At 59.3% G+C, this 22,759-nt stretch carries 19 protein-coding genes and 1 tRNA gene; 13 read left to right on the top strand and 7 right to left on the bottom strand.

Annotated elements, in window-relative coordinates:
- The first annotated feature begins 119 nt into the window (after positions 1 to 119).
- Positions 120 to 1,469 carry a CoA transferase gene (locus ACM6IV_RS00380; protein ID WP_414868280.1) on the top strand — a complete coding sequence of 450 codons (1,350 nt, stop codon included), beginning with the start codon at positions 120 to 122 and terminating at the stop codon, positions 1,467 to 1,469.
- 182 nt (positions 1,470 to 1,651) lie between these two features.
- Here the strand turns inward: ACM6IV_RS00380 and arcD (ACM6IV_RS00375) are convergent, their stop codons facing one another.
- A complete protein-coding gene (gene arcD, locus ACM6IV_RS00375) occupies positions 1,652 to 3,079 on the bottom strand; it encodes an arginine-ornithine antiporter (RefSeq protein ID WP_414868279.1) in 1,428 nt (475 codons plus the stop codon).
- Between the two features lie 427 nt (positions 3,080 to 3,506).
- On the opposite strand from arcD (ACM6IV_RS00375), the gene arcD (ACM6IV_RS00370) reads away from it, so the two are divergent.
- From arcD (ACM6IV_RS00370) to ACM6IV_RS00315, 12 genes are all read left to right on the top strand, one after another.
- On the top strand, positions 3,507 to 4,934 hold the full coding sequence (gene arcD / locus ACM6IV_RS00370; RefSeq protein WP_414868278.1) for an arginine-ornithine antiporter: 1,428 nt from the start codon (positions 3,507 to 3,509) through the stop codon (positions 4,932 to 4,934).
- A 33-nt stretch (positions 4,935 to 4,967) separates the two neighbouring features.
- Positions 4,968 to 6,224 (top strand): arginine deiminase, encoded by a 1,257-nt coding sequence (gene arcA, locus ACM6IV_RS00365; RefSeq protein WP_414868277.1) that lies wholly within the window; start codon positions 4,968 to 4,970, stop codon positions 6,222 to 6,224.
- Positions 6,225 to 6,293: 69 nt separating this feature from the next.
- Positions 6,294 to 7,304 (top strand): ornithine carbamoyltransferase, encoded by a 1,011-nt coding sequence (locus ACM6IV_RS00360; protein ID WP_186620630.1) that lies wholly within the window; start codon positions 6,294 to 6,296, stop codon positions 7,302 to 7,304.
- Between the two features lie 193 nt (positions 7,305 to 7,497).
- Positions 7,498 to 8,427: a carbamate kinase gene (gene arcC, locus ACM6IV_RS00355; protein ID WP_414868276.1), complete on the top strand. Its 930-nt coding sequence runs from the start codon at positions 7,498 to 7,500 to the stop codon at positions 8,425 to 8,427.
- A 62-nt stretch (positions 8,428 to 8,489) separates the two neighbouring features.
- Positions 8,490 to 8,852 (top strand): DUF5064 family protein, encoded by a 363-nt coding sequence (locus tag ACM6IV_RS00350; protein ID WP_283439239.1) that lies wholly within the window; start codon positions 8,490 to 8,492, stop codon positions 8,850 to 8,852.
- Between the two features lie 245 nt (positions 8,853 to 9,097).
- On the top strand, positions 9,098 to 10,606 hold the full coding sequence (locus ACM6IV_RS00345) for a sigma-54-dependent transcriptional regulator (protein ID WP_414868275.1): 1,509 nt from the start codon (positions 9,098 to 9,100) through the stop codon (positions 10,604 to 10,606).
- A 432-nt stretch (positions 10,607 to 11,038) separates the two neighbouring features.
- The gene (gcvH, locus tag ACM6IV_RS00340) at positions 11,039 to 11,422 is read left to right on the top strand and encodes a glycine cleavage system protein GcvH (protein WP_236428244.1); all 384 of its coding nucleotides are present in this window, start codon (positions 11,039 to 11,041) and stop codon (positions 11,420 to 11,422) included.
- A gap of 11 nt (positions 11,423 to 11,433) precedes the next feature.
- Complete coding sequence (gene gcvP / locus ACM6IV_RS00335; RefSeq protein ID WP_414868274.1) at positions 11,434 to 14,286, top strand: aminomethyl-transferring glycine dehydrogenase; 2,853 nt, start codon at positions 11,434 to 11,436, stop codon at positions 14,284 to 14,286.
- Between the two features lie 204 nt (positions 14,287 to 14,490).
- Entirely contained in the window at positions 14,491 to 15,867 is a 1,377-nt protein-coding gene (locus ACM6IV_RS00330; RefSeq protein ID WP_414868273.1) for an L-serine ammonia-lyase, read from the top strand.
- A 116-nt stretch (positions 15,868 to 15,983) separates the two neighbouring features.
- Positions 15,984 to 17,108, top strand: coding sequence for a glycine cleavage system aminomethyltransferase GcvT (gene gcvT, locus ACM6IV_RS00325; RefSeq protein WP_414868272.1), 1,125 nt, complete (start codon positions 15,984 to 15,986; stop codon positions 17,106 to 17,108).
- A gap of 404 nt (positions 17,109 to 17,512) precedes the next feature.
- Positions 17,513 to 17,725 (top strand): cold-shock protein, encoded by a 213-nt coding sequence (locus tag ACM6IV_RS00320; RefSeq protein ID WP_003227496.1) that lies wholly within the window; start codon positions 17,513 to 17,515, stop codon positions 17,723 to 17,725.
- 97 nt (positions 17,726 to 17,822) lie between these two features.
- Positions 17,823 to 18,311, top strand: coding sequence for an RDD family protein (locus ACM6IV_RS00315; RefSeq protein ID WP_414868271.1), 489 nt, complete (start codon positions 17,823 to 17,825; stop codon positions 18,309 to 18,311).
- Positions 18,312 to 18,444: 133 nt separating this feature from the next.
- On the opposite strand, the gene nadA is transcribed toward ACM6IV_RS00315, so the two are convergent.
- From nadA to pal, 6 genes are all read right to left on the bottom strand, one after another.
- Positions 18,445 to 19,503 (bottom strand): quinolinate synthase NadA, encoded by a 1,059-nt coding sequence (gene nadA, locus ACM6IV_RS00310; protein ID WP_003227499.1) that lies wholly within the window; start codon positions 19,501 to 19,503, stop codon positions 18,445 to 18,447.
- A 271-nt stretch (positions 19,504 to 19,774) separates the two neighbouring features.
- Positions 19,775 to 19,850: transfer RNA gene (locus tag ACM6IV_RS00305), tRNA-Lys, on the bottom strand.
- A gap of 62 nt (positions 19,851 to 19,912) precedes the next feature.
- Entirely contained in the window at positions 19,913 to 20,605 is a 693-nt protein-coding gene (gene queC, locus ACM6IV_RS00300; protein WP_414868270.1) for a 7-cyano-7-deazaguanine synthase QueC, read from the bottom strand.
- 1 nt (position 20,606) lies between these two features.
- On the bottom strand, positions 20,607 to 21,254 hold the full coding sequence (queE, locus tag ACM6IV_RS00295; protein ID WP_414868269.1) for a 7-carboxy-7-deazaguanine synthase QueE: 648 nt from the start codon (positions 21,252 to 21,254) through the stop codon (positions 20,607 to 20,609).
- A gap of 166 nt (positions 21,255 to 21,420) precedes the next feature.
- Positions 21,421 to 22,254, bottom strand: coding sequence for a tol-pal system protein YbgF (gene ybgF, locus ACM6IV_RS00290; RefSeq protein ID WP_414868268.1), 834 nt, complete (start codon positions 22,252 to 22,254; stop codon positions 21,421 to 21,423).
- Between the two features lie 6 nt (positions 22,255 to 22,260).
- Positions 22,261 to 22,758 (bottom strand): peptidoglycan-associated lipoprotein Pal, encoded by a 498-nt coding sequence (gene pal / locus ACM6IV_RS00285; RefSeq protein ID WP_003178634.1) that lies wholly within the window; start codon positions 22,756 to 22,758, stop codon positions 22,261 to 22,263.
- Position 22,759: the final 1 nt, after the last annotated feature.

The raw sequence follows: 22,759 nt of genomic DNA, 5'->3' as shown, positions 1-22,759 counted from the left end.
GTGACGGCCCCTTCGCGAGCAAGCTCGCTCCCACAGTGGTGAGTGCTCACCTGCCGGGATTTCATCTGACTCGGGATTGTTTTGCACTATCATCGCCCTCTCGCTCCGGAGGGCCTTCGATGACTGATTTACTCACGTCCATTCAAGCCGCACTCGGCTTGCCGCATACGCCGATCCCGTTCACCGACCGTGGCGCCCTGCCCTCGGCGTTTGCCGTCACTGACCTTGCCTGCGCCGGCATGGCCGCGGCCGGTCAGGCTGTCAGTGAATTGCTCCGGCAGCAGACCGGCCAACTGCCCGCCGTTGAAGTCGACCGACGTCTGGCCTCGTTCTGGTTCGCCACATCGATCCGTCCCATTGGCTGGCAGGTCCCGCCGCTGTGGGATCCGGTGGCCGGTGATTACGCGACAAAGGACGGCTGGATCCGTCTGCACACCAACGCTCCACATCACCGCGCCGCCGCTGAACGCGTACTCGGCGCCTGCGCCGACCGTGCCGCGATGGCTGGCAAAGTCGCGCAATGGGCGAGTACCGATCTTGAGCAAGCGGTGGTCGACGCCAAGGGCTGTGCTGCCGAAATGCGCAGTTGGGCACAGTGGCAGAATCATCCGCAGGGGCTGGCGGTGAACGCCGAGCCGCTGGTGCATTTCCATGCTGCGCAGGATGAACATAACCAAACGTGGCAAGGCTCAGTGGCGCAACCGTTGGCCGGGATCAAGGTGCTGGACCTGACGCGCGTGCTCGCCGGCCCCACCGCCAGTCGCTTTCTCGCCGGCCTTGGCGCGGATGTATTGCGCATCGATTCACCGACCTGGGACGAACCGGGTGTCGTCCCGGAAATGACCCTCGGCAAACGTTGCGCGCGACTGAACCTGCATGATCCGGCCGATCGCGTGGTGTTCGAGGGTTTGTTGCAAGACGCCGATATGCTGCTGCACGGTTACCGCGCCGATGCGCTGGAGAATCTGGGTTTCGGGATTGAGCGCCGTCGCCAACTCGCGCCGGGCCTGATCGACGTCGGCCTCAACGCCTACGGCTGGAGCGGTCCCTGGCAGAACCGCCGCGGCTTCGACAGCCTGGTGCAGATGAGCAGCGGCATTGCCGAGGCCGGACAGCGCTGGAAGCAGGCCGAGAAACCGACGCCGTTGCCGGTGCAGGCACTGGATCATGCGACCGGGTATTTGCTGGCGGCGAGTGCGATCAGATTGCTGACCGAACGTTTGCAGACGGGTCGCGGTGGCTTGGCTCGGTTGTCGCTGGCGCGTACGGCGAAGTTGTTGGTTGAGCATGGACCGGGGACAACGGAAGCGCTGCGCGCCGAGGATGCACAGGATCAGAGTTCGCTGCTGGAACAGACATCTTGGGGCCCGGCGCATCGTTTGCAGGTACCGGTGAGGATCAGCGGCACACCAATTCAGTGGGCGTTGCCGGCTACAAAATTGGGTTCACACCGACCACAGTGGGTCTGAAAAGCCCCTCACCCTAACCCTCTCCCAGAGGGAGAGGGGACTGATTGGGGGATATTCGAGAGTTACGCCGACCTGAAAGATTCACAGTGAATCCATAATCGACTGTTTTTTTCAGGTCGGTGTATAGCGCCAGACACCGCGGTTGGCCCCCTCTCCCTCCGGGAGAGGGCTGGCTTTTCAGATCACAACGACAACACTCCGCTATACAACCCATACGCCGCCAACCCTGCCCCAATCACCACGCAGGCAAAAATCCCTTTTTCCACCGTAGTGAAAACCGGCTGTCCCTGTTCACGCTTGGCCTTGGCAAACAAAATCACCCCCGGCGCATAGAGCAACGCCGACAGCAGCAAATACTTCACCCCGCCGGCATACAACAACCACACCGCGTAGACGAGAGCGATGCCACCGATCAGCAGATCCTTGGTGCGCTCCGCCGAGGCGTGTTCGTAGGTTTCGCCGCGCCCGCTGAGCAGCACCGCGTACGCCGCCGACCACAGGTACGGCACCAGAATCATCGACGACGCCAGGTAAATAAGACTGGTGTAAGTGCCCGCCGAAAACAGCGTGATCAGCAGGAAGATCTGGATCATCACATTGGTCAGCCACAACGCATTGACCGGCACATGGTTGGCGTTTTCCTTTCTGAGAAACGCCGGCATGGTTTTGTCCTTGGCGGTAGCAAAGAGAATCTCGGCACACAGCAGCGCCCACGACAGCAATGCGCCGAGTAAGGAAATCGCCAGACCAATGCTGATCAACAACGCGCCCCACGGCCCGACGATGTGTTCCAGCACCGCTGCCAGCGACGGGTTCTGCAACTTGGCCAATTCCGGTTGGCTCATGATCCCCAGCGACAGCACATTGACCAGCACCAATAACGCCAGCACGCCGATGAAACCGATCACCGTGGCGCGGCCGACGTCGCTGCGTTTCTCCGCCCGCGCCGAGTACACGCTGGCGCCTTCGATGCCGATGAACACGAACACGGTGACCAGCATCATGTTGCGCACCTGATCCATCACCCCGCCGAAACTCGGGTTGCTGCGGCCCCAGATATCCCGGGTAAATATGTCGGCCTTGAACGCCACGGCGGCGATGACAATGAACATGATCAGCGGCACGATCTTGGCCACCGTGGTCACCTGATTGATGAATGCCGCCTCCTTGATCCCGCGCATTACCAGAAAATGCACGGCCCACAGCAGCACCGAGGCGCAGCCGATAGCGATCGGCGTGTTGCCCTGACCGAATACCGGAAAGAAGTAACCGAGGGTGCTGAACAGCAACACGAAATAACCGACGTTGCCCAGCCACGCGCTGATCCAGTAACCCCACGCCGAGGAAAAGCCCATGTAGTCGCCAAACCCGGCCTTGGCGTAGGCATATACGCCGGAATCCAGCTCGGGTTTGCGATTGGCCAGCGTCTGGAATACGAACGCCAGGGTCAGCATGCCGATGGCCGTAATGCCCCAACCGATCAGGATCGCCCCGGCATCGGCGCGTGCCGCCATGTTCTGCGGCAGCGAGAAAATCCCTCCGCCAATCATCGAACCCACCACCAGCGCGATCAACGCGCCTAATCGCAGCTTTTGCGTCGGTTGCGACATTTCAATTTTCCTTTATGTGTGGCGATCGGTTGTTTGTAACAACTATTGGCTAAATCAATAAAGCAAGATGATGGCTATCAGGTAAAGCCCGTGAATATATAGCGGATGACGCTAACGCCTACCACGTTAAGACAGTTTTGTGCGCTGATCCTGATAATTCAATTCTGTACTGAAAACAGATGCGGAAAATTTGCCAAAAGCTGAAAAAGAACTAGCGTGATAATTCCAAAGTAATAATAGCCATTCGCAAAAATGTAGCCACAACGCCTCTGGGACGGGCCTTGCGGGCACAAGCCTCATGCCTTCAAACCGAAGCCTAAGTCATTCATTAACAATGGAATGTGACCATGCACTGATCTAAGTCAGCTGTTTGAACAGACAACAGAACTACGCTGTGATCTCTTCTCTCCTGCAATGGAGTCATGCAATGTCTGAAGCTCCCGGAAAACTGCGACTAGGTGCACTGGTCGCGTTGGTAGTCGGCTCGATGATTGGTGGCGGGATATTCTCTTTGCCACAAAACATGGCCGCCAGCGCCGATGTCGGTGCGGTACTTATCGGTTGGGCCATTACCGCTGTCGGCATGCTCACCCTCGCTTTTGTCTTCCAGACCCTCGCCAATCGCAAGCCTGACCTGGACGGCGGGGTCTACGCCTACGCCAAGGCCGGATTCGGCGATTACATGGGTTTTTCGTCCGCCTGGGGTTACTGGATCAGCGCCTGGCTGGGCAACGTCGGTTACTTCGTTCTGCTCTTCAGCACCCTCGGCTATTTCTTCCCGATTTTCGGTGAAGGCAATACCGTTGCTGCGGTGATCGGCGCTTCAGTGCTGCTGTGGGCCGTGCATTTCCTGGTGCTGCGCGGGATCAAGGAAGCGGCGTTCATCAACCTGGTGACCACGGTCGCCAAGGTCGTGCCACTGCTGCTGTTTGTGCTGATCGCGATCTTCGCCTTCAAACTGGACATCTTCACCGCTGACATCTGGGGCGTGAAGAACCCGGATCTGGGCAGCGTGATGAACCAGGTACGCAACATGATGCTGGTCACCGTATGGGTGTTCATCGGCATCGAGGGCGCGAGCATCTTCTCGGCCCGCGCGGAAAAACGCTCGGACGTCGGTAAAGCCACTGTGATCGGCTTCATCACCGTGCTGCTGTTTCTGGTGCTGGTGAACGTGCTGTCGCTGGGCATCATGACCCAGCCAGAACTGGCGAAATTGCAGAACCCGTCGATGGCCGCCGTGCTTGAGCATGTGGTCGGTCACTGGGGCGCGGTGCTGATCAGCGTCGGCCTGATCATCTCGCTGCTGGGCGCGTTGCTGTCGTGGGTGCTGCTGTGTGCGGAGATCATGTTCGCCGCCGCCAAAGACCACACCATGCCGGAGTTCTTGCGTAAGGAAAACGCCAACCACGTACCGGTCAACGCCCTGTGGCTGACCAACGCGATGGTGCAGATTTTCCTGATCATCACACTGTTCTCGGCCAGTACTTACTTGTCGCTGATCTACCTCGCCACTTCAATGATTCTGGTGCCGTACCTGTGGTCAGCGGCCTACGCCCTGCTGCTGGCGGTACGCGGCGAAACCTACGAAGGCTTTGCGGCCGAACGGCGCAAGGATCTGATTATCGGCGGCATCGCGCTGATCTATGCGGTGTGGCTGCTGTATGCCGGCGGGGTCAAGTATCTGCTGCTCTCGGCCCTGCTCTACGCACCTGGCGCGATCCTGTTCGCCAAAGCCAAGCTGGAACTCAAACAAGCGATTTTCACTAACGTCGAGAAGCTGATTTTCGCCGCCGTGATCGTCGGTGCCCTGGTGGCGGCCTACGGTCTCTACGACGGCTTCCTGACTCTGTAACCCCTGATTGATTTGTTATCTGGAGGATCTGAAATGACCACGGAAAAAGTTAAGTACGGCGTCCATTCCGAAGCCGGCAAACTGCGCAAAGTCATGGTGTGCTCCCCAGGTCTGGCCCACCAGCGGCTGACCCCGAACAACTGCGATGAACTGCTGTTCGACGACGTGCTCTGGGTCGCCCAGGCCAAGCGTGACCACTTCGACTTCGTCACCAAAATGCGTGAGCGCGGCATCGATGTGCTGGAAATGCACAACCTGCTGACCGACATCGTCGCCATCCCTGAGGCGCTGGACTGGATTCTCGAGCGCAAGGTCACCGCCGACTCGGTGGGCCTGGGCCTGATCAGCGAAGTCAAATCCTGGCTGAAAAGCCTCGAGCCACGGCACATCGCTGAATTTCTGATTGGCGGCGTGTCCGCCGATGATCTGCCGGACAGCTTCGGTGGCAAGACCATCCAGATGTTCCGCGATTTCCTCGGCCATTCGAGCTTCATTCTGCCGCCGCTGCCCAACACCCAGTTCACCCGCGACACCACCTGCTGGATCTACGGCGGCGTGACGCTGAACCCGATGTACTGGCCAGCTCGCCGTCAGGAAACCCTGCTGACCACCGCCATCTACAAATTCCACCCGCAGTTCACCAACGCCGAATTCGAAATCTGGTACGGCGACCCGGACAAGGATCACGGCAATTCCACCCTGGAGGGCGGCGACGTCATGCCGATCGGCAACGGCGTGGTGTTGATCGGCATGGGCGAGCGTTCATCACGTCAGGCCATCGGCCAACTGGCGCTGAACCTGTTCAACAACAAAGCCGTGGAAAAAGTCATCGTCGCCGGCCTGCCGAAGTCCCGCGCGGCGATGCACCTGGACACTGTGTTCAGCTTCTGCGACCGCGACCTGGTGACGATTTTCCCGGAAGTCGTAAACCAGATCGTCGCTTTCACCCTGCGCCCGGACGAAAGCAAACAGGGCGGTATCGACATCCGCCGCGAAGAAGGCAGCTTCCTCGACACCGTCGCCGCCGCGCTCAACCTGCCGAAGCTGCGCGTGGTGGAAACCGGCGGCAACAGCTTCGCCGCCGAACGCGAGCAATGGGACGACGGCAACAACGTGGTGGCCGTGGAACCGGGCGTGGTCATCGGCTACGACCGCAACACCTACACCAACACCCTGTTGCGCAAGGCCGGCGTGGAAGTCATCACCATCAGCGCCGGCGAACTGGGCCGTGGCCGTGGCGGCGGCCACTGCATGACTTGCCCGATCATCCGCGACCCTATCGATTACTAAACGACCATCTCCCCGGCCGCACCCATCCCGTAGCGGCCGGGCCGATTACCGAATCCAAGGAGAATCATCATGGCGTTCAACATCCACAACCGTAACCTGCTCAGCCTGGAACACCACACCCCACGTGAGCTGCGTTACCTGCTCGACCTGTCCCGCGATCTGAAACGCGCGAAATACACCGGCACCGAGCAACAACACCTGAAGGGCAACAACATCGCCCTGATCTTCGAAAAAACCTCGACCCGTACCCGTTGCGCCTTCGAAGTGGCGGCGTATGACCAAGGCGCCAACGTCACCTACATCGACCCGAACTCGTCGCAGATCGGCCACAAGGAAAGCATGAAAGACACCGCCCGCGTGCTCGGGCGCATGTACGACGCCATCGAGTACCGTGGCTTCAAACAGGAAATCGTCGAAGAGCTGGCCAAGTTCGCTGGCGTGCCGGTGTTCAACGGTCTGACCGATGAATATCACCCGACTCAGATGATCGCCGACGTGCTGACCATGCGTGAACACGCCGACAAGCCGATCCATGAAATCAGCTACGCCTACCTCGGCGACGCGCGCAACAACATGGGCAACTCGCTGCTGCTGATCGGTGCCAAATTGGGCATGGACGTGCGCATCTGCGCGCCGAAAGCCCTGTGGCCACTGGATGATCTGGTCGAGCGTTGCCACAAATATGCGGAAGAAAGTGGCGCACGTATCACCCTGACTGAAGACCCGAAAGCGGCGGTCAAAGGCGTCGACTTCATTCACACCGACGTTTGGGTGTCGATGGGCGAGCCGGTGGAAGCCTGGGCCGAGCGTATCCAGCAACTGCTGCCCTACCAGGTCAACGCCGAGCTGATGAAAGCCACCGGCAACCCGCGCACCAAGTTCATGCACTGCCTGCCGGCATTCCACAATAGCGATACCAAGGTCGGCAAACAGATTGCCGAACAGTATCCGCACCTGAAAAACGGCATCGAAGTGACCGACGACGTGTTCGAGTCGCCAGCCTGCATCGCCTTCGAGCAAGCGGAAAACCGCATGCACACGATCAAGGCGATTCTGGTTTCGACCCTGGCTGATCTGTAAGAATCAACCCGCTCTCACTGAAGAAATCGGCTGGAAATGTGGGAGCGGGCTTGCTCGCGAAAGCGGCGTGTCATTCAACAGTGATGCTGATTGATCCGCCGCCTTCGGGAGCAAGCCCCCTCCCACAAAGCGCCCCGGTTCCGACAGGAAGATCGAGTTGTTTGCCTCTCCTCTGATTAGAAGGACATGCACCATGCGTATCGTCGTAGCGCTGGGCGGTAACGCCCTGCTCCGCCGTGGTGAACCGATGACCGCTGACAATCAGCGCGCCAACATCCGCATCGCCACCGAGCAAATCGCCAAGATCCATCCCGGCAACCAGTTGGTCATCGCCCACGGCAATGGCCCGCAAGTCGGCCTTCTGTCCCTGCAAGCGGCGGCGTACACCTCCGTCAGCCCTTACCCGCTGGACGTGCTCGGTGCCGAAACCGAAGGCATGATCGGCTACATCATCGAACAGGAACTGGGCAACCTGCTCGACTTCGAAGTGCCGTTCGCCACCCTGCTCACCCAGGTCGAAGTCGACGCCAAGGACCCAGCCTTCCAGAACCCGACCAAACCGATCGGCCCGGTGTACGACAAGGCCGAAGCAGAAAAACTCGCCGCCGAAAAAGGCTGGGCGATTGCTCCGGACGGCGACAAGTTCCGTCGTGTGGTGGCCAGCCCACGGCCGAAACGCATCTTCGAAATCCGCCCGATCAAGTGGCTGCTGGACAAGGGCAGCATCGTGATTTGCGCCGGTGGCGGCGGGATTCCGACCCTGTATGACGAGAACCGCAACCTCAAAGGCATCGAGGCGGTGATCGACAAAGACCTGTGCTCGTCACTGCTCGCCGAGCAACTGGAAGCCGACCTGCTGGTGATCGCCACGGACGTCAACGCGGCGTTCATCGATTACGGCAAACCGACGCAGAAAGCCATTGCCGAAGCGCACCCGGATGAACTCGAACGCCTCGGTTTCGCCGCCGGCTCGATGGGGCCGAAGGTACAGGCAGCCTGCGAATTTGCGCGCCATACTGGCAAAGTCGCGGTGATCGGTTCGCTGGCGGACATCGAAGCGATCGTTCAGGGGACTGCCGGTACTCGCGTGAGTACCGCCAAGCCCGGCATCAGCTATCGATAATCAGAAACTCCGGGGGCAGGCCGAAGGTCTGCCCTTCTCCCATGCCTTGAAAGGAGAAAACCATGGCCCAGTTTGAACCCGGTCATTTGCACATTGAGCGGCACGCGTTGACTGACGATGACGTCAATTACAACGTGCACCTCGACTATGAGGTGTTCACCGACCCGCAAAAAGGCAAAGGGATACAGTTCACCCTGCACGGCAATATGCAGGGCAAGGACATGAAGGAAACGTTTTTCCTGCCCAAGGAAGAGGCTTACAACTTCGCCCGCGACGTGACCCGGATTGCCGAGAAGTACGGGATCCCCAAGGCGCACAGCCAGATCGGTTCGGTGCACAAGCATTACGATTTGATGTTTGAAGACATTCGGCAGAAGTTGAATATGCAATCCGGGGATCCGGTCAATCCCGAGCATTTCGAATAAACATCAAAAGCCCCTCACCCTAGCCCTCTCCCGGAGGGAGAGGGGACCGATGGGGGGATGCTGCAGAACTACGCCGACCTGATCCTGCTTTACCGAATCCATAATCGCCTCGCTTTTTCGGGTCGACGTATAGCAACAGACACCTCGGTCGGCCCCCTCTCCCTCCGGGAGAGGGCTGGGGTGAGGGTGTTTTTGATTTAAGGCATACTTGCCACCCTCCGCTCTGCAGATCACTGAACCGCCCCATGCGTATCCACGTCAGCTTTATCGACCGCGTCGGCATCACCCAGGAAGTCCTGGCTATCCTCGGTGGGCGCAATCTCAATCTGGATGCGGTGGAGATGATCCCGCCGAACGTCTACATCGACGCGCCGACCCTGAGCCCGCAAGTGCTCGAAGAGTTGAAAGATGCCCTGTTTCGCGTGCTCGGCGTGGAAGCGGTGACCGTGGTCGATATTCTTCCCGGCCAGCGTCGGCACCTGCAGCTCGATGCGTTGCTGGCAGCAATGACCGATCCCGTTCTGGCGCTCGACAGTGCCGGCAAGGTGCTGCTGGCCAACCCGGCGTTGATCGCGCTGTACGGTCGCGAGCCGGCCGGCGAGAGTGTCGCGCAATTGTTCAACGACCCCGCGCTGCTCGACACCTTGCTCGAACACGGTTTCCGTTTGCCATTGCGCGAGGTCACCGTCAACGGCCAAACCCTGCTGCTCGACGCCACACCGATCACCGACGCCGGCGCCCTGCTGACGCTGTACCAACCGAACCGCATCGGCGAACAGCTCTCGGCCTTGCATCACGATCACGCCGAAGGTTTCGATGCGCTGCTCGGCGAATCCCCAGCGATCCGCACACTGAAGGCCCGCGCCCAAAGAGTCGCCGCCCTCGACGCACCGCTGTTGATTCAAGGTGAAACCGGCACTGGTAAAGAATTGGTCGCCCGCGCCTGCCACGCTATCAGCACTCGCCACAGCGCACCGTTTCTTGCTCTCAACTGCGCGGCCCTGCCGGAGAACCTCGCCGAGAGCGAACTCTTCGGCTATGCCCCCGGCGCTTTTACCGGCGCGGCGCGCGGTGGCAAACCGGGGCTGATGGAACTGGCCAACCAGGGCACGGTGTTTCTCGATGAGATCGGCGAGATGTCGCCGTACTTGCAGGCCAAATTGCTGCGTTTTTTGAACGATGGCAGCTTCCGTCGCGTGGGCGGTGATCGTGAAGTGAAGGTCAACGTGCGCATCCTCAGCGCGACCCACCGCGATCTGGAAAAAATGGTCAGCGAAGGTTTGTTCCGCGAAGACCTGTTTTATCGCCTCAATGTGCTCAACGTTGAAGTGCCGCCGCTGCGCGAGCGCGGTCAGGACATTCTGCTGTTGGCGCGCTATTTCATGCAGCAGGCCTGCGCGCAGATCCAGCGCCCGGTCTGCCGCCTCGCCCCCGGGACTTACCCGGCCCTGCTCGGCAATCGCTGGCCGGGCAATGTGCGGCAGTTGCAGAACGTGATTTTTCGCGCGGCGGCGATTTGCGAGAGCAGCCTGGTGGATATTGGCGACCTCGACATTGCCGGCACCTCAGTCGCAAGACAGACCGACACTGATATCGACAGCCTCGAACAAGCCGTTGAATCCTTCGAAAAGTCGCTGCTGGAAAAACTCTACGTCAGCTATCCCTCGACTCGCCAACTGGCCAGCCGCCTGCAAACTTCGCACACCGCGATCGCCCATCGCCTGCGCAAATACGGCATCCCCAACAAACCCTGATTCACCGCGCCCCCCTTGTAGGAGTGAGCCTGCTCGCGATAGCGGTTTATCAGTCAATTAACTTGTCGTCTGACACACCGCTATCGCGAGCAGGCTCACTCCTACAATAAATTGTGGCGGATTCGAAATCCGTTCAAAAACGACCTTCATCTGTACTGAAAGCGCTACAGCGGAACGATATCGATACACGCTTCTCCAATCACTGCTGCGCAAGGCTTTGATCCCGTTAAGCTTTTTTCCATGCCTCCTGCTGTAGCGATTTCGCTACACACGCCGCGACCCCATCTTCTTGCATTCTTCTCAAGCTATTGATTTATAACAATAAATCAACATTGGCCGCGTTCTTGCTAATCAACTCTTCATAAATAAGGGCCTTCGCGCCCGACTATTCCACCGCGTCCACCAGACGAGTCTGGCCCCTGAGGAGTTTCCATGAGCGAGTTGCGTTTTACTGAAGATCACGAATGGCTGCGCACCGAAGCTGACGGCAGCGTTACTGTCGGCATCACCGCTTTCGCGCAGAACGCCTTGGGCGACGTGGTGTTCGTGCAACTGCCTGAGCTGCAGGCTTACGAAAAAGGCGCCGAAGCCGCCACCGTGGAATCGGTAAAAGCCGCCAGCGGCGTGTACATGCCTCTGGACGGTGAAGTACTGGCGACCAACCCGGCACTGGAAGACAGCCCGGAACTGGTCAACGAAGATCCGCTGGGCGAAGGCTGGTTCTTCCGTTTCCAGCCAAGCGACGCCGCCGCTGTCGGCAAACTGCTCGATCAGGACGCGTACGACCGTCTGATCAAAGCCCAAGCCGAAGCCTGAGGAGCACCGACATGACTCAAGTAAACCTTGGCACCGCCAACGAATTCATCGCCCGTCACATCGGCCCGCGCGCCGGTGACGAGCAAGCCATGCTCAACAGCCTTGGCTTCGATTCGCTCGAAGCGTTGAGCGCCAGCGTCATCCCGGAAAGCATCAAGGGCACCAGCGTGCTCGGCATGGACGACGGCCTCAGCGAAGCCGACGCCCTGGCGATGATCAAATCCATCGCCGGCAAAAACCAGCTGTTCAAAACCTATATCGGCCAGGGCTACTACAACTGCCACACGCCGTCGCCGATCCTGCGCAACCTGTTGGAAAACCCGGCCTGGTACACCGCTTACACCCCGTACCAGCCAGAAATTTCCCAGGGCCGTCTCGAAGCGCTGCTGAACTTCCAGACCCTGATCAGCGACCTCACCGGCCTGCCGATCGCCAACGCCTCGCTGCTCGACGAAGCCACCGCCGCTGCCGAAGCTATGACCTTCTGCAAACGCCTGAGCAAGAACAAGGGCAGCCACCAGTTCTTCGCCTCGATCCACAGCCACCCGCAAACCCTCGACGTGCTGCGCACCCGTGCCGAACCGTTGGGCATCGAAATCGTGGTCGGCGACGAACGCGAACTGACTGATGTGACGGCGTTCTTCGGCGCACTGCTGCAATACCCGGCGAGCAACGGGGATGTGTTCGACTATCGCGAACTGACCGAACGCTTCCACGCTGCCAACGCGCTGGTGGCCGTGGCCGCTGACCTGCTGGCTCTGACTTTGCTGACCGCCCCGGGCGAGTTCGGCGCTGACGTCGCCATCGGTTCCGCGCAACGCTTCGGCGTGCCGCTGGGCTTCGGTGGCCCGCACGCCGCTTACTTCTCCACCAAAGATGCGTTCAAGCGTGACATGCCGGGCCGTCTGGTCGGTGTTTCGGTTGACCGTTTCGGCAAGCCGGCGCTGCGCCTGGCGATGCAGACCCGCGAGCAACACATCCGCCGCGAGAAGGCCACGTCGAACATCTGCACCGCGCAGGTGCTGCTGGCCAACATCGCCAGCATGTACGCCGTCTACCACGGCCCGAAAGGCCTGACACAGATCGCCAACCGCGTGCATCACCTGACCGCGATCCTGGCCAAGGGCCTGACCGCACTGGGCGCTAACGTCGAACAAGCCAGTTTCTTCGACACCCTGACCGTAGCCACCGGCGCACAAACCGCCGCACTGCACGACAAGGCGCACGCTGCGCAGATCAACCTGCGCGTGATCGACGCTCAGCGTCTGGGCCTGTCGGTCGATGAAACCACCACTCAGGCTGATATCGAAACCCTCTGGGGCCTGTTCGCCGACGGCAAGACCCTGCCGGACTTCGCTGCGTTGGCCGCTTCGGTACAGAGCACCATTCCTGCATCGCTGGTACGTCAGTCGCCAATCCTAAGCCACCCGGTGTTCAACCGTTATCACTCGGAAACCGAGCTGATGCGCTACCTGCGCAAACTGGCGGACAAGGACCTGGCGCTGGATCGCACCATGATCCCGCTGGGTTCGTGCACCATGAAACTCAACGCCGCCAGCGAAATGATCCCGGTGACCTGGGCCGAATTCGGTGCTTTGCACCCGTTCGCCCCAGCCGCACAGAGCGCTGGTTACCAGCAACTGACCGACGAACTCGAAGCGATGCTCTGCGCCGCCACCGGCTACGACTCGATCTCGCTGCAACCCAACGCCGGTTCGCAAGGTGAATACGCTGGCCTGCTGGCGATTCGTGCTTATCACCAGAGCCGTGGCGAGGAGCGTCGCGACATCTGCCTGATCCCGTCGTCCGCCCACGGCACCAACCCGGCCACTGCCAACATGGCTGGCATGCGCGTTGTCGTGACTGCCTGCGATGCCCGTGGCAACGTCGACATCGAAGACCTGCGCGCCAAGGCCATCGAGCACCGCGAACACCTCGCCGCGCTGATGATTACCTACCCGTCGACCCACGGCGTGTTCGAAGAAGGCATCCGCGAAATCTGCGGGATCATTCACGACAACGGCGGCCAGGTGTACATCGACGGCGCCAACATGAACGCGATGGTCGGCCTCTGCGCACCGGGCAAATTCGGCGGCGACGTCTCGCACCTGAACCTGCACAAAACTTTCTGCATCCCCCACGGCGGTGGCGGCCCGGGCGTCGGTCCGATCGGCGTGAAATCGCACCTGACCCCGTTCCTGCCGGGTCACGGCCAGATGCAACGCAAAGAAGGCGCGGTCTGCGCAGCACCGTTCGGCAGCGCGAGCATTCTGCCGATCACCTGGATGTACATTCGCATGATGGGTGGCGCCGGTCTGAAACGCGCTTCGCAGCTAGCGATCCTCAATGCCAACTACATCTCCCGTCGCCTCGAAGAGCACTATCCAGTGCTGTACACCGGCAGCAACGGCCTGGTGGCGCATGAGTGCATCCTTGATCTGCGTCCGTTGAAAGACAGCAGCGGCATCAGTGTTGATGACGTTGCCAAGCGTCTGATCGACTTTGGTTTCCACGCTCCGACCATGTCGTTCCCGGTCGCGGGCACGCTGATGATCGAGCCGACCGAAAGTGAATCCAAGGAAGAACTGGACCGTTTCTGCGACGCCATGATCCGCATCCGCGAAGAAATCCGCGCAGTGGAAAACGGCACGCTGGACAAGGACGACAACCCGCTGAAGAACGCTCCGCACACCGCAGCGGAGCTGGTCGGCGAGTGGACCCACCCGTACAGCCGCGAGCAGGCCGTTTATCCGGTTGCGTCGTTGATTGAAGGCAAATACTGGCCACCGGTCGGTCGTGTCGACAACGTGTTCGGTGATCGCAACCTGGTGTGCGCCTGCCCGTCGATCGAAAGCTACGCTTAAACAGTGTGGGGGCATTTATTTGCCCCCCATTCTCAAAAACACCACAAATCCCAATGTGGGAGCGGGCTTGCTCGCGAATGCGCTGAATCAGTCACATCCAGATTGAATGATCCACCGCATTCGCGAGCAAGCCCGCTCCCACAGGGGAATACCGCAAGCCTGATGTTTCGCCAATTCCTATAACAAGAAACCGGAGAACCACTCATGTCGTTAAGCGTGTTCGACCTGTTCAAGATTGGCATCGGCCCTTCCAGTTCCCACACCGTCGGCCCGATGCGTGCGGCCGCGCGCTTCGCCGAAGGTCTGCGCCGGGAAAACCTGCTGGCAACCACCGCCAGCGTTCGCGTTGAGCTCTACGGTTCCCTCGGCGCCACCGGTAAAGGTCACGGCAGCGACAAAGCCGTGTTGCTCGGCCTCGAAGGTGAACACCCCGACACCGTCGACACCGAAACCGTCGCCGCGCGCCTGCAAGAGATTCGCGGCAACGGCCGACTGAATTTGCTCGGCGAGCACAGCATTGCGTTCAATGAGAAAGAACACCTGGCGATGATTCGCAAGCCGCTGGCCTATCACCCCAACGGCATGATCTTTCGCGCCTTCGATGCGGCGGGGATTCAGATCCGCAGCCGTGAGTACTACTCGGTCGGCGGCGGCTTTGTCGTCGATAAAGATGCCGCCGGTGCCGACCGCATCGTCGAAGACGCCACACCACTGACCTTCCCGTTCAAAAGCGCCAAGGATCTGCTCGCCCATTGCGCCACCTATGGGCTGTCGATCAGTCAGGTGATGCTGACCAATGAAAGCGCCTGGCGCCCGGAAGCGGAAACTCGCGCCGGGCTGCTGAAAATATGGCAAGTGATGCAGGACTGCGTCGCGGCGGGTTGTCGTAACGAAGGCATCCTGCCCGGCGGTTTGAAGGTCAAACGCCGCGCGGCGGCGCTGCATCGGCAACTGTGCAAAAACCCGGAATCGGCGTTGCGCGATCCGTTGTCAGTGCTTGATTGGGTCAATCTCTATGCACTGGCGGTCAACGAAGAAAACGCCAATGGTGGCCGCGTGGTCACCGCACCAACCAACGGTGCGGCGGGGATCATTCCGGCAGTGCTGCATTACTACATGCGCTTTATTCCCGGCGCGAATGACGACGGCGTCGTGCGCTTTCTGCTGACCGCGGCGGCCATCGGCATTCTCTACAAAGAGAACGCTTCGATCTCCGGCGCCGAAGTCGGCTGTCAGGGCGAGGTCGGCGTGGCCTGTTCGATGGCAGCCGGCGCGTTGTGCGAAGTGCTCGGCGGCAGTGTTCAGCAAGTCGAAAACGCCGCAGAAATCGGCATGGAACACAACCTCGGTCTGACCTGCGACCCGATTGGCGGACTGGTGCAAGTGCCGTGCATTGAGCGCAATGCGATGGGCTCGGTGAAAGCCATCAACGCGGTGCGCATGGCCATGCGGGGCGACGGCCAGCATTTCGTCTCCCTCGACAAAGTCATCCGCACCATGCGCCAGACCGGCGCCGACATGAAAAGCAAATACAAAGAGACCGCCCGCGGCGGTCTGGCGGTCAACATTATCGAATGCTGATCACGAAACGTAACTAGCCCCCTCTCCCTTTGGGAGAGGGCTGGGGTGAGGGGCTTTTGATCTTGATCTTAATCTAGCCCCAGCCCCCCCAAACAAAAATTTTCAAGGAGCCACGCATGTCCACCGAACAACTGTCGAAAACCCCGCTGCACGCTCTGCACCTCGAACTCGGCGCCCGCATGGTGCCGTTCGCCGGCTACGACATGCCGGTGCAATATCCGCTCGGCGTGATGAAAGAACACCAGCACACCCGTGAGCAGGCCGGGCTGTTCGACGTCTCGCATATGGGCCAGATTCGCCTGACCGGTGCCAGCGCCGCCAAAGCCCTGGAAAGCCTGGTGCCGGTGGACATCATCGATCTGCCGGTGGGCATGCAGCGTTACGCGATGTTCACCAACGAGACCGGCGGCATTCTCGATGACCTGATGGTGGCCAACCTCGGTAACGACGAATTGTTCCTGGTGGTCAACGCCGCGTGCAAGGATCAGGACCTCGCGCATCTGCAAAAAAACATCGGCGATCAGTGCACCATTACGGCGCTGTTCGAAGAGCGCGCCCTCTTGGCATTGCAGGGTCCGGCGGCCGTTACGGTGCTGGCACGTCTGGCGCCGGAAGTGGCGAAGATGACCTTCATGCAGTTCAACCGCGTACAACTGCTCGGCGTCGACTGCTTTGTCAGCCGTTCGGGCTACACCGGTGAAGACGGTTTCGAAATCTCGGTGCCGGCGGCCGATGCGGAAAAACTCGCCCGCGCTCTGCTCGCCGAACCGGAAGTCCAGGCCATCGGCCTCGGTGCCCGTGATTCACTGCGTCTCGAAGCCGGTCTGTGCCTGTATGGCCACGACATGAACACCGAGACCACGCCGATCGAAGCCAGCCTGTTGTGGGCGATTTCCAAGCCACGCCGCGCCGATGGCGCGCGTGCTGGCGGTTTCCCGGGCGCGGAGCAAGTGTTCACTCAGCAACAAAACGGGATCGCGCGCAAACGTGTCGGCCTGCTGCCGCAGGAGCGTACGCCAGTGCGTGAAGGCGCAGAAATCGTCAACGAAGCGGGCGAAATCATCGGCAGCGTGTGCAGTGGCGGATTTGGTCCGACACTGGGCGGGCCTTTGGCAATGGGATACCTCGACAGTGCTTATGTCACGCTCGATACGGTGGTTTGGGCAATAGTTCGTGGGAAAAAGGTGCAAATGCTTGTAAGCAAAATGCCATTTGTTCCACAACGCTACTATCGCGGTTGATTGACTGTTTCTATAAGTAACGCGATTGCGTTATGCGTGCACTAATGTGTAACGCAATCGCCACAAAAAAGTGCATTTTCTAACATCTCATTCGAATATGAACTTTGCTTATAACGTTCGAAAACATTTGAACAAGCTATTCGCCCAAACCGCACTAGTGAACTGACTAAATGCCAGCAAGAGTAGGAAAACCGGGGCCTTCACGGGGCTTGTTTTTTCTCCCATAGTTGGCGTAGAGTTTCTCCACTGTGTTTGCATGGGTCAGCTTGGAATCGTGACCTGGGCAGTAGCCTACAAGTTAGCTACATCCCGTTCGACGTCTTCTTACTCTCCTGCAACCAGCCCCAGTACTCTTTCATGAGAAAGAGACTGTCATCAATTTTTTGCGTCAAAGGAAATAAGAAATGTCCACACGTCAGAGCGGTACCGTCAAGTGGTTTAACGACGAGAAAGGTTTTGGTTTTATCACTCCAGAAAGCGGTCCGGATCTGTTCGTGCATTTCCGCGCTATTCAGGGCAACGGCTTCAAGAGCCTGAAAGAAGGCCAGAAAGTGACCTTCGTTGCTGTGCAAGGCCAGAAAGGCATGCAGGCTGACGAAGTACAAGCTGAAGCCTGATTCTCTGTTACGAAAAAGCCCCTGATATTGATATCAGGGGCTTTTTTGTGCGCGCGAATCCGTAAAATGGCGCTTCATTTTGCGTCCAGAGGCTGCCATGTCGAAAAACCTGCTCACCCCCCAGGGCGATTTTCCTGCCGTTGGCCTCGGCCGACGTCTGGCGGCGATGTTCTATGACTTCTTGCTGTGCACCGCCCTGCTCATCGTCACCGGGTTCGTTTACAAGTTGATCCAGGCAGCGATCATCGGCGAAGAGCGCCTGCGGGTGATGACCGATGCCGGCCAGCTCGATGGCGATCCGCTCTATTCCACGGTGTTGGTGTTAGTGTTGTTCGGCTTCTTCGCCAAGTTCTGGACCCATGGCGGGCAGACACTCGGCATGCAGGTGTGGGGCATTCGCGTGCAGAATGCCGACGGCACGGCCATCAGCCTGTGGCAGGCGCTGTTGCGCTTTATGGTGTCGATCGCGTCGTGGTTGTGTATCGGGCTGGGTTTCTTCTGGTCGCTGTTCGACAAGCAAAAACGCACCTGGCATGACATCTACTCTGATACACGCGTGGTGCGAGTCCCGAAGAAAACCAGCTAATTTCCCGACACCGAATACCAATGTGGGAGCGGGCTTGCTCGCGAAGGCGTCGTATCAGTCAATTTCAATGGTGACTGATACACCGCTTTCGTGAGCAAGCCCGCTCCCACATTTGATTTGCGTTGCCTGAAGATCAGGCGTTACCGGCCAGCTTCATCCGCGCCGCCTGGGTGAAATCGAGCATGCGCTTCAACGGCCGGATCGCCTGCGGAATCAACGCCGGATCAACAAAGATCTCGTTCGTCCCTTCCTTCAAGCTCTTGAGCGTGCGCTCAAGGGTGTTCATGGCCATCCACGGGCAATGTGCGCAGCTGCGGCACGCGGCGCCATTACCGGCAGTAGGCGCTTCGATGAAGACCTTGTCCGGGCACAGCTGCTGCATCTTGTAGAAGATGCCACGATCGGTCGCAACGATCAGGGTCTTGTTCGGCAGAGACTGCGCCGCCGCGATCAATTGGCTGGTAGAACCGACGGCGTCCGCCAATTCGATCACCGACGTCGGCGATTCCGGGTGCACCAGAATCGCGGCGTCGGGATACAGCGCTTTCATGTCTTCAAGCTGCTTGGACTTGAACTCCTCGTGAACGATGCAGGCACCGTCCCACAGCAGCATGTCCGCACCGGTCTTGCGTTGAATGTAGGTGCCCAGGTGTTTGTCCGGCCCCCAGATGATGGTCTCGCCGTTATCCATCAGGCTTTCGACGATCTCCAGTGCGCAACTCGACGTCACGACCCAGTCCGCACGTGCCTTGACCGCTGCGGAGGTGTTGGCATAAACCACTACCGTACGCTCCGGGTGCTGATCGCAGAACGCCGAGAACTCGTCCACCGGGCAACCGAGGTCCAGCGAGCAGGTCGCGTCCAGGGTCGGCATCAGCACGCGTTTTTCCGGGTTGAGGATTTTCGCGGTTTCGCCCATGAACTTCACGCCGGCCACCACCACGGTCTTCGCCGGGTGGGCGTTGCCGAAGCGGGCCATTTCCAGGGAGTCAGAAACACAGCCACCGGTTTCTTCGGCCAGGGCCTGAATCACCGGATCGCAATAGAAGTGAGCCACCAGCACCGCGTCCTGAGCCTTGAGCTCGGCGGCGATGGCGGAACGGTAGTAAGCCTCTTCCTCGGCCGTCAGCGGTTTGGGCTGTTTGGCGTCGAGGTGAGCTTGAACCAGAAGGCGTTCGGAAATCTGCGTCATGTTCGCAAGACCTGCAGGCGCTTTCGCGCGAAAGTCGAGTATACACCCGGCTCCGGACCGCATGCGGGTACCGCCGGGAGAGTGAGTTTTATCAGGCACGGACAGCGTTGAAGCTGCGCAAGGCTACAGAATATCCCGTTGATACAAAAGATGATTCTGACCTGCGTCAGCGCTGCCGGTATTGAAACAACGCATAGCGAAATTGCAGGCAAAAAAAAACCCGGAAATCCTCACTTTCGTGGGCCTTCCGGATTTTCTAAACCGCCAAATATGGTGGGTCGTGTGGGATTCGAACCTACGACCAATTGGTTAAAAGCCAACTGCTCTACCAACTGAGCTAACGACCCGCTGTGTGGTGGCGCGTATAATACTGATTTTTAAGGACTATTCAACACCTTTTTGAAAATAATCAAAAATAAGGTGTTGGATCGTCCACACCAGCGGCCGCGAAGCCTTCTGCGCGCAGGCGGCAGCTGTCGCATTTGCCGCACGCGCGGCCATCACCGTCGGCCTGATAGCAGGAAACGGTGAGGCCATAATCAACGCCGAGTTTCACGCCCGCCTGGACGATCTGCGCCTTGCTCAGGTTCTGCAATGGCGCCTGAATGCGGAAGCCATTGCCTTCCACACCGGCCTTGGTCGCCAGATTGGCCATGCGCTCGAATGACTCGATGAACTCCGGACGGCAATCCGGGTAACCGGAATAGTCCACCGCGTTGACACCAATAAAGATGTCACGCGCGCCCAACACCTCTGCCCAGCCCAGCGCCAGCGACAGGAACACTGTGTTGCGTGCCGGCACGTACGTCACCGGAATGCCTTCACCCAGCTCTTGCGGAATGTCGATGCTGCTGTCAGTCAGGGCCGAGCCGCCCATGCCATTCAGGTTGAGGCCAATCACCTTGTGCTCGACCACGCCCAGGTCGCGGGCGACGCGGGCAGCGGCGTGCAATTCAGCATGAGAGCGCTGGCCGTAGTCGAAGCTCATGGTGTAGCAGCTGTAGCCTTCGGCGCGAGCCATGGCCACGACAGTGGCCGAATCGAGGCCGCCGGACAACAGGATGACGGCACGTTTTTCAGTGGTATTCAGTTGTTCTGTCATATCAGCGCCCCGGCTCGTCATTCCATAGATATTTATGCAGCTGCAATTGCAACCGGACCGGCAGGTTGTCCGCCACCACCCAGTCCGCCAGATCCCGAGCATTGAGGTCATGGTGACTTGGGGAGAACAGCACTTCACCGGCACGCCGCTCAAGACCGTACTGGATCAACTTGAACACGGCCCAGTCATAGTCTTCCCGCGAGCAGATGACAAACTTCACCTGATCGTTTGGGGTCAGCAGTTCGATATTCTCGTAACGGTTGCGATGGGCTTCTTTCGAGTCCGGCGTTTTCAGGTCGACCACACGACTGACGCGCGGATCGACCGCCGAAATATCGAGGGCACCACTGGTTTCCAGCGAGACCTCATAACCGGCATCACACAACTGTTTGAGCAAAGGAATGGCGTTCGGCTGGGCCAGCGGCTCACCGCCGGTGACACAGACGTAGCGCGGACGGAATCCGGCCACTTGCTCGAGGATGTCATCAAGGGTGCGCACGGTGCCGCCACTGAACGCATAGGCACTGTCGCAGTATTGGCAGCGCAACGGGCAACCGGTCAGGCGCACGAAAACCGTGGGCAGCCCGGCAGTCCGCGTTTCCCCCTGCAACGAGTAGAAAACTTCGGTGATTCTCAATGTGTCTTGCATAGTCGCCACGGGCGTAACAGCTAAACAGGCTGTCCGCCTCCGTCAGGCACTTCAGGCAATCCCGCCAACGCGTAGACTGCAAGAAGCGTGTTTCAGAAAAAGGGCGTGAATTCTAACGAAAAAACCCGCGACAGGCGCGGGTTTCTTCTAAACGGATAACACGACCTTACATGCGTTGCAGATCGCGTTGAGCCAACTGAGCGGCGGAGGTACCCGGGTATTGGGCGACCACCTGCTGCAGAATGCCTTTGACCTTGTCGGTGTGACCGAGGCGGCGCTCTACATCAGCCAGCTTGTACAGCGAGTCCGGCACTTTGGCGTGCTTGGGATACAGCTGCGAAACCTTGGCGAAAGCCTGACCTGCGCCTTGCAGATCGCCTTTGGCCAGATTGACTTCGCCCAACCAGTACTGGGCGTTGCCCGCGTACTGGCTGTTCGGGTACTTGCGCAGGAACGCGGCAAAAGCCTGACTGGCCTTGTCGAAATCCTTGGCTTTGATCAGGTCGAAAGCGGCATCGTAATACAGCTTTTCCTTGGCCGGATCAGCCGGTTCGCTACCTGCTGCAGGGGCCTGGGCAGCAGCCCCGGCGCCAGCAGCAGCACCGGCAGCAGCACTTGCATCGCCACCGGTAGAAGAATTCTCAGGAGTCGCGGCAGGTGCAACACCGGATCCTATGCGCCGATCAAGATCCTGGTATCGCTCCAGGGCTTCCTGTTTCATGCGCGCAACCTGATTCTGCAGTTCTTCGATCACGCCTTGCTGGCGCGATATCTGATCCTGCATCTGTTGCAATTGGTTGAACAGCATGCCTTGTGCCGAGGCAGGGGCCGAAGCCGCTCCCCCGGCATAGGCGCCGTTCGTACCGTAACCTGCAGGGGGATAACTGCTCCCGCTATTGTTATAACCGGAGTTGTCATCGACCACAGGAACCGCAGCCCACGCCGCAAGCGGCGCGAGGCTGAGAGCCAGAACAGTTACAGCACGACGGCACGTTCGCATATCGAATTACTTACGCAGTTCGACGCGACGGTTTTGAGCCCAGGACTGCTCGTCGTTGCCGGTAGCAACTGGACGCTCTTCGCCGTAGGAAACCAGTTCCAGCTGAGCTGGGGAAACACCTTGCAGTACCAGGTAGCGCTGAACGGCTTTCGCACGACGCTCGCCCAGTGCCATGTTGTACTCACGAGTACCACGTTCGTCGGTGTTGCCTTCCAGAACAACGCGAGCGCCGTTTGCTTTCAGGTCTTTGGCGTGAACGTCCAGGGCGCGCATGGCTTCTGGCTTCAGGTCCGAGCTGTCGTATTCGAAGTAGAAGGTGGTGATTGCGCGCAGAGCAGCTTCTTCGCTCAGGGAACCGTCAACGGCACCAGTGTTTGCGCCGTAACCAGCGTTTGGATCAACAGCGCCTTCACCGGCGTTGTCGCCGCCTTTGGACGAGCAACCTACAGCTACAGCCATGGCCAGAGCCAGCGCAGCAAATTTACCAAACTTCAGCATTTCCATC

Source organism: Pseudomonas sp. IT-347P (assembly GCF_949768005.1).
Taxonomy (GTDB): Bacteria; Pseudomonadota; Gammaproteobacteria; order Pseudomonadales; family Pseudomonadaceae; genus Aquipseudomonas.
Note: the sequence above shows the minus strand (reverse complement) of the source record. Positions and strands in the feature narration are given on the sequence as shown.

Excerpts from the sequence above, each read along its gene's own strand:
- ACM6IV_RS00380 (WP_414868280.1), top strand. The coding sequence starts at position 120 with ATGACTGATTTACTCACGTCCATTCAAGCCGCACTCGGCTTGCCGCAT.
- arcD (WP_414868279.1), bottom strand. The coding sequence starts at position 3,079 with ATGTCGCAACCGACGCAAAAGCTGCGATTAGGCGCGTTGATCGCGCTG.
- arcD (WP_414868278.1), top strand. The coding sequence starts at position 3,507 with ATGTCTGAAGCTCCCGGAAAACTGCGACTAGGTGCACTGGTCGCGTTG.
- arcA (WP_414868277.1), top strand. The coding sequence starts at position 4,968 with ATGACCACGGAAAAAGTTAAGTACGGCGTCCATTCCGAAGCCGGCAAA.
- ACM6IV_RS00360 (WP_186620630.1), top strand. The coding sequence starts at position 6,294 with ATGGCGTTCAACATCCACAACCGTAACCTGCTCAGCCTGGAACACCAC.
- arcC (WP_414868276.1), top strand. The coding sequence starts at position 7,498 with ATGCGTATCGTCGTAGCGCTGGGCGGTAACGCCCTGCTCCGCCGTGGT.
- ACM6IV_RS00350 (WP_283439239.1), top strand. The coding sequence starts at position 8,490 with ATGGCCCAGTTTGAACCCGGTCATTTGCACATTGAGCGGCACGCGTTG.
- ACM6IV_RS00345 (WP_414868275.1), top strand. The coding sequence starts at position 9,098 with ATGCGTATCCACGTCAGCTTTATCGACCGCGTCGGCATCACCCAGGAA.
- gcvH (WP_236428244.1), top strand. The coding sequence starts at position 11,039 with ATGAGCGAGTTGCGTTTTACTGAAGATCACGAATGGCTGCGCACCGAA.
- gcvP (WP_414868274.1), top strand. The coding sequence starts at position 11,434 with ATGACTCAAGTAAACCTTGGCACCGCCAACGAATTCATCGCCCGTCAC.
- ACM6IV_RS00330 (WP_414868273.1), top strand. The coding sequence starts at position 14,491 with ATGTCGTTAAGCGTGTTCGACCTGTTCAAGATTGGCATCGGCCCTTCC.
- gcvT (WP_414868272.1), top strand. The coding sequence starts at position 15,984 with ATGTCCACCGAACAACTGTCGAAAACCCCGCTGCACGCTCTGCACCTC.
- ACM6IV_RS00320 (WP_003227496.1), top strand. The coding sequence starts at position 17,513 with ATGTCCACACGTCAGAGCGGTACCGTCAAGTGGTTTAACGACGAGAAA.
- ACM6IV_RS00315 (WP_414868271.1), top strand. The coding sequence starts at position 17,823 with ATGTCGAAAAACCTGCTCACCCCCCAGGGCGATTTTCCTGCCGTTGGC.
- nadA (WP_003227499.1), bottom strand. The coding sequence starts at position 19,503 with ATGACGCAGATTTCCGAACGCCTTCTGGTTCAAGCTCACCTCGACGCC.
- queC (WP_414868270.1), bottom strand. The coding sequence starts at position 20,605 with ATGACAGAACAACTGAATACCACTGAAAAACGTGCCGTCATCCTGTTG.
- queE (WP_414868269.1), bottom strand. The coding sequence starts at position 21,254 with ATGCAAGACACATTGAGAATCACCGAAGTTTTCTACTCGTTGCAGGGG.
- ybgF (WP_414868268.1), bottom strand. The coding sequence starts at position 22,254 with ATGCGAACGTGCCGTCGTGCTGTAACTGTTCTGGCTCTCAGCCTCGCG.
- pal (WP_003178634.1), bottom strand. The coding sequence starts at position 22,758 with ATGGAAATGCTGAAGTTTGGTAAATTTGCTGCGCTGGCTCTGGCCATG.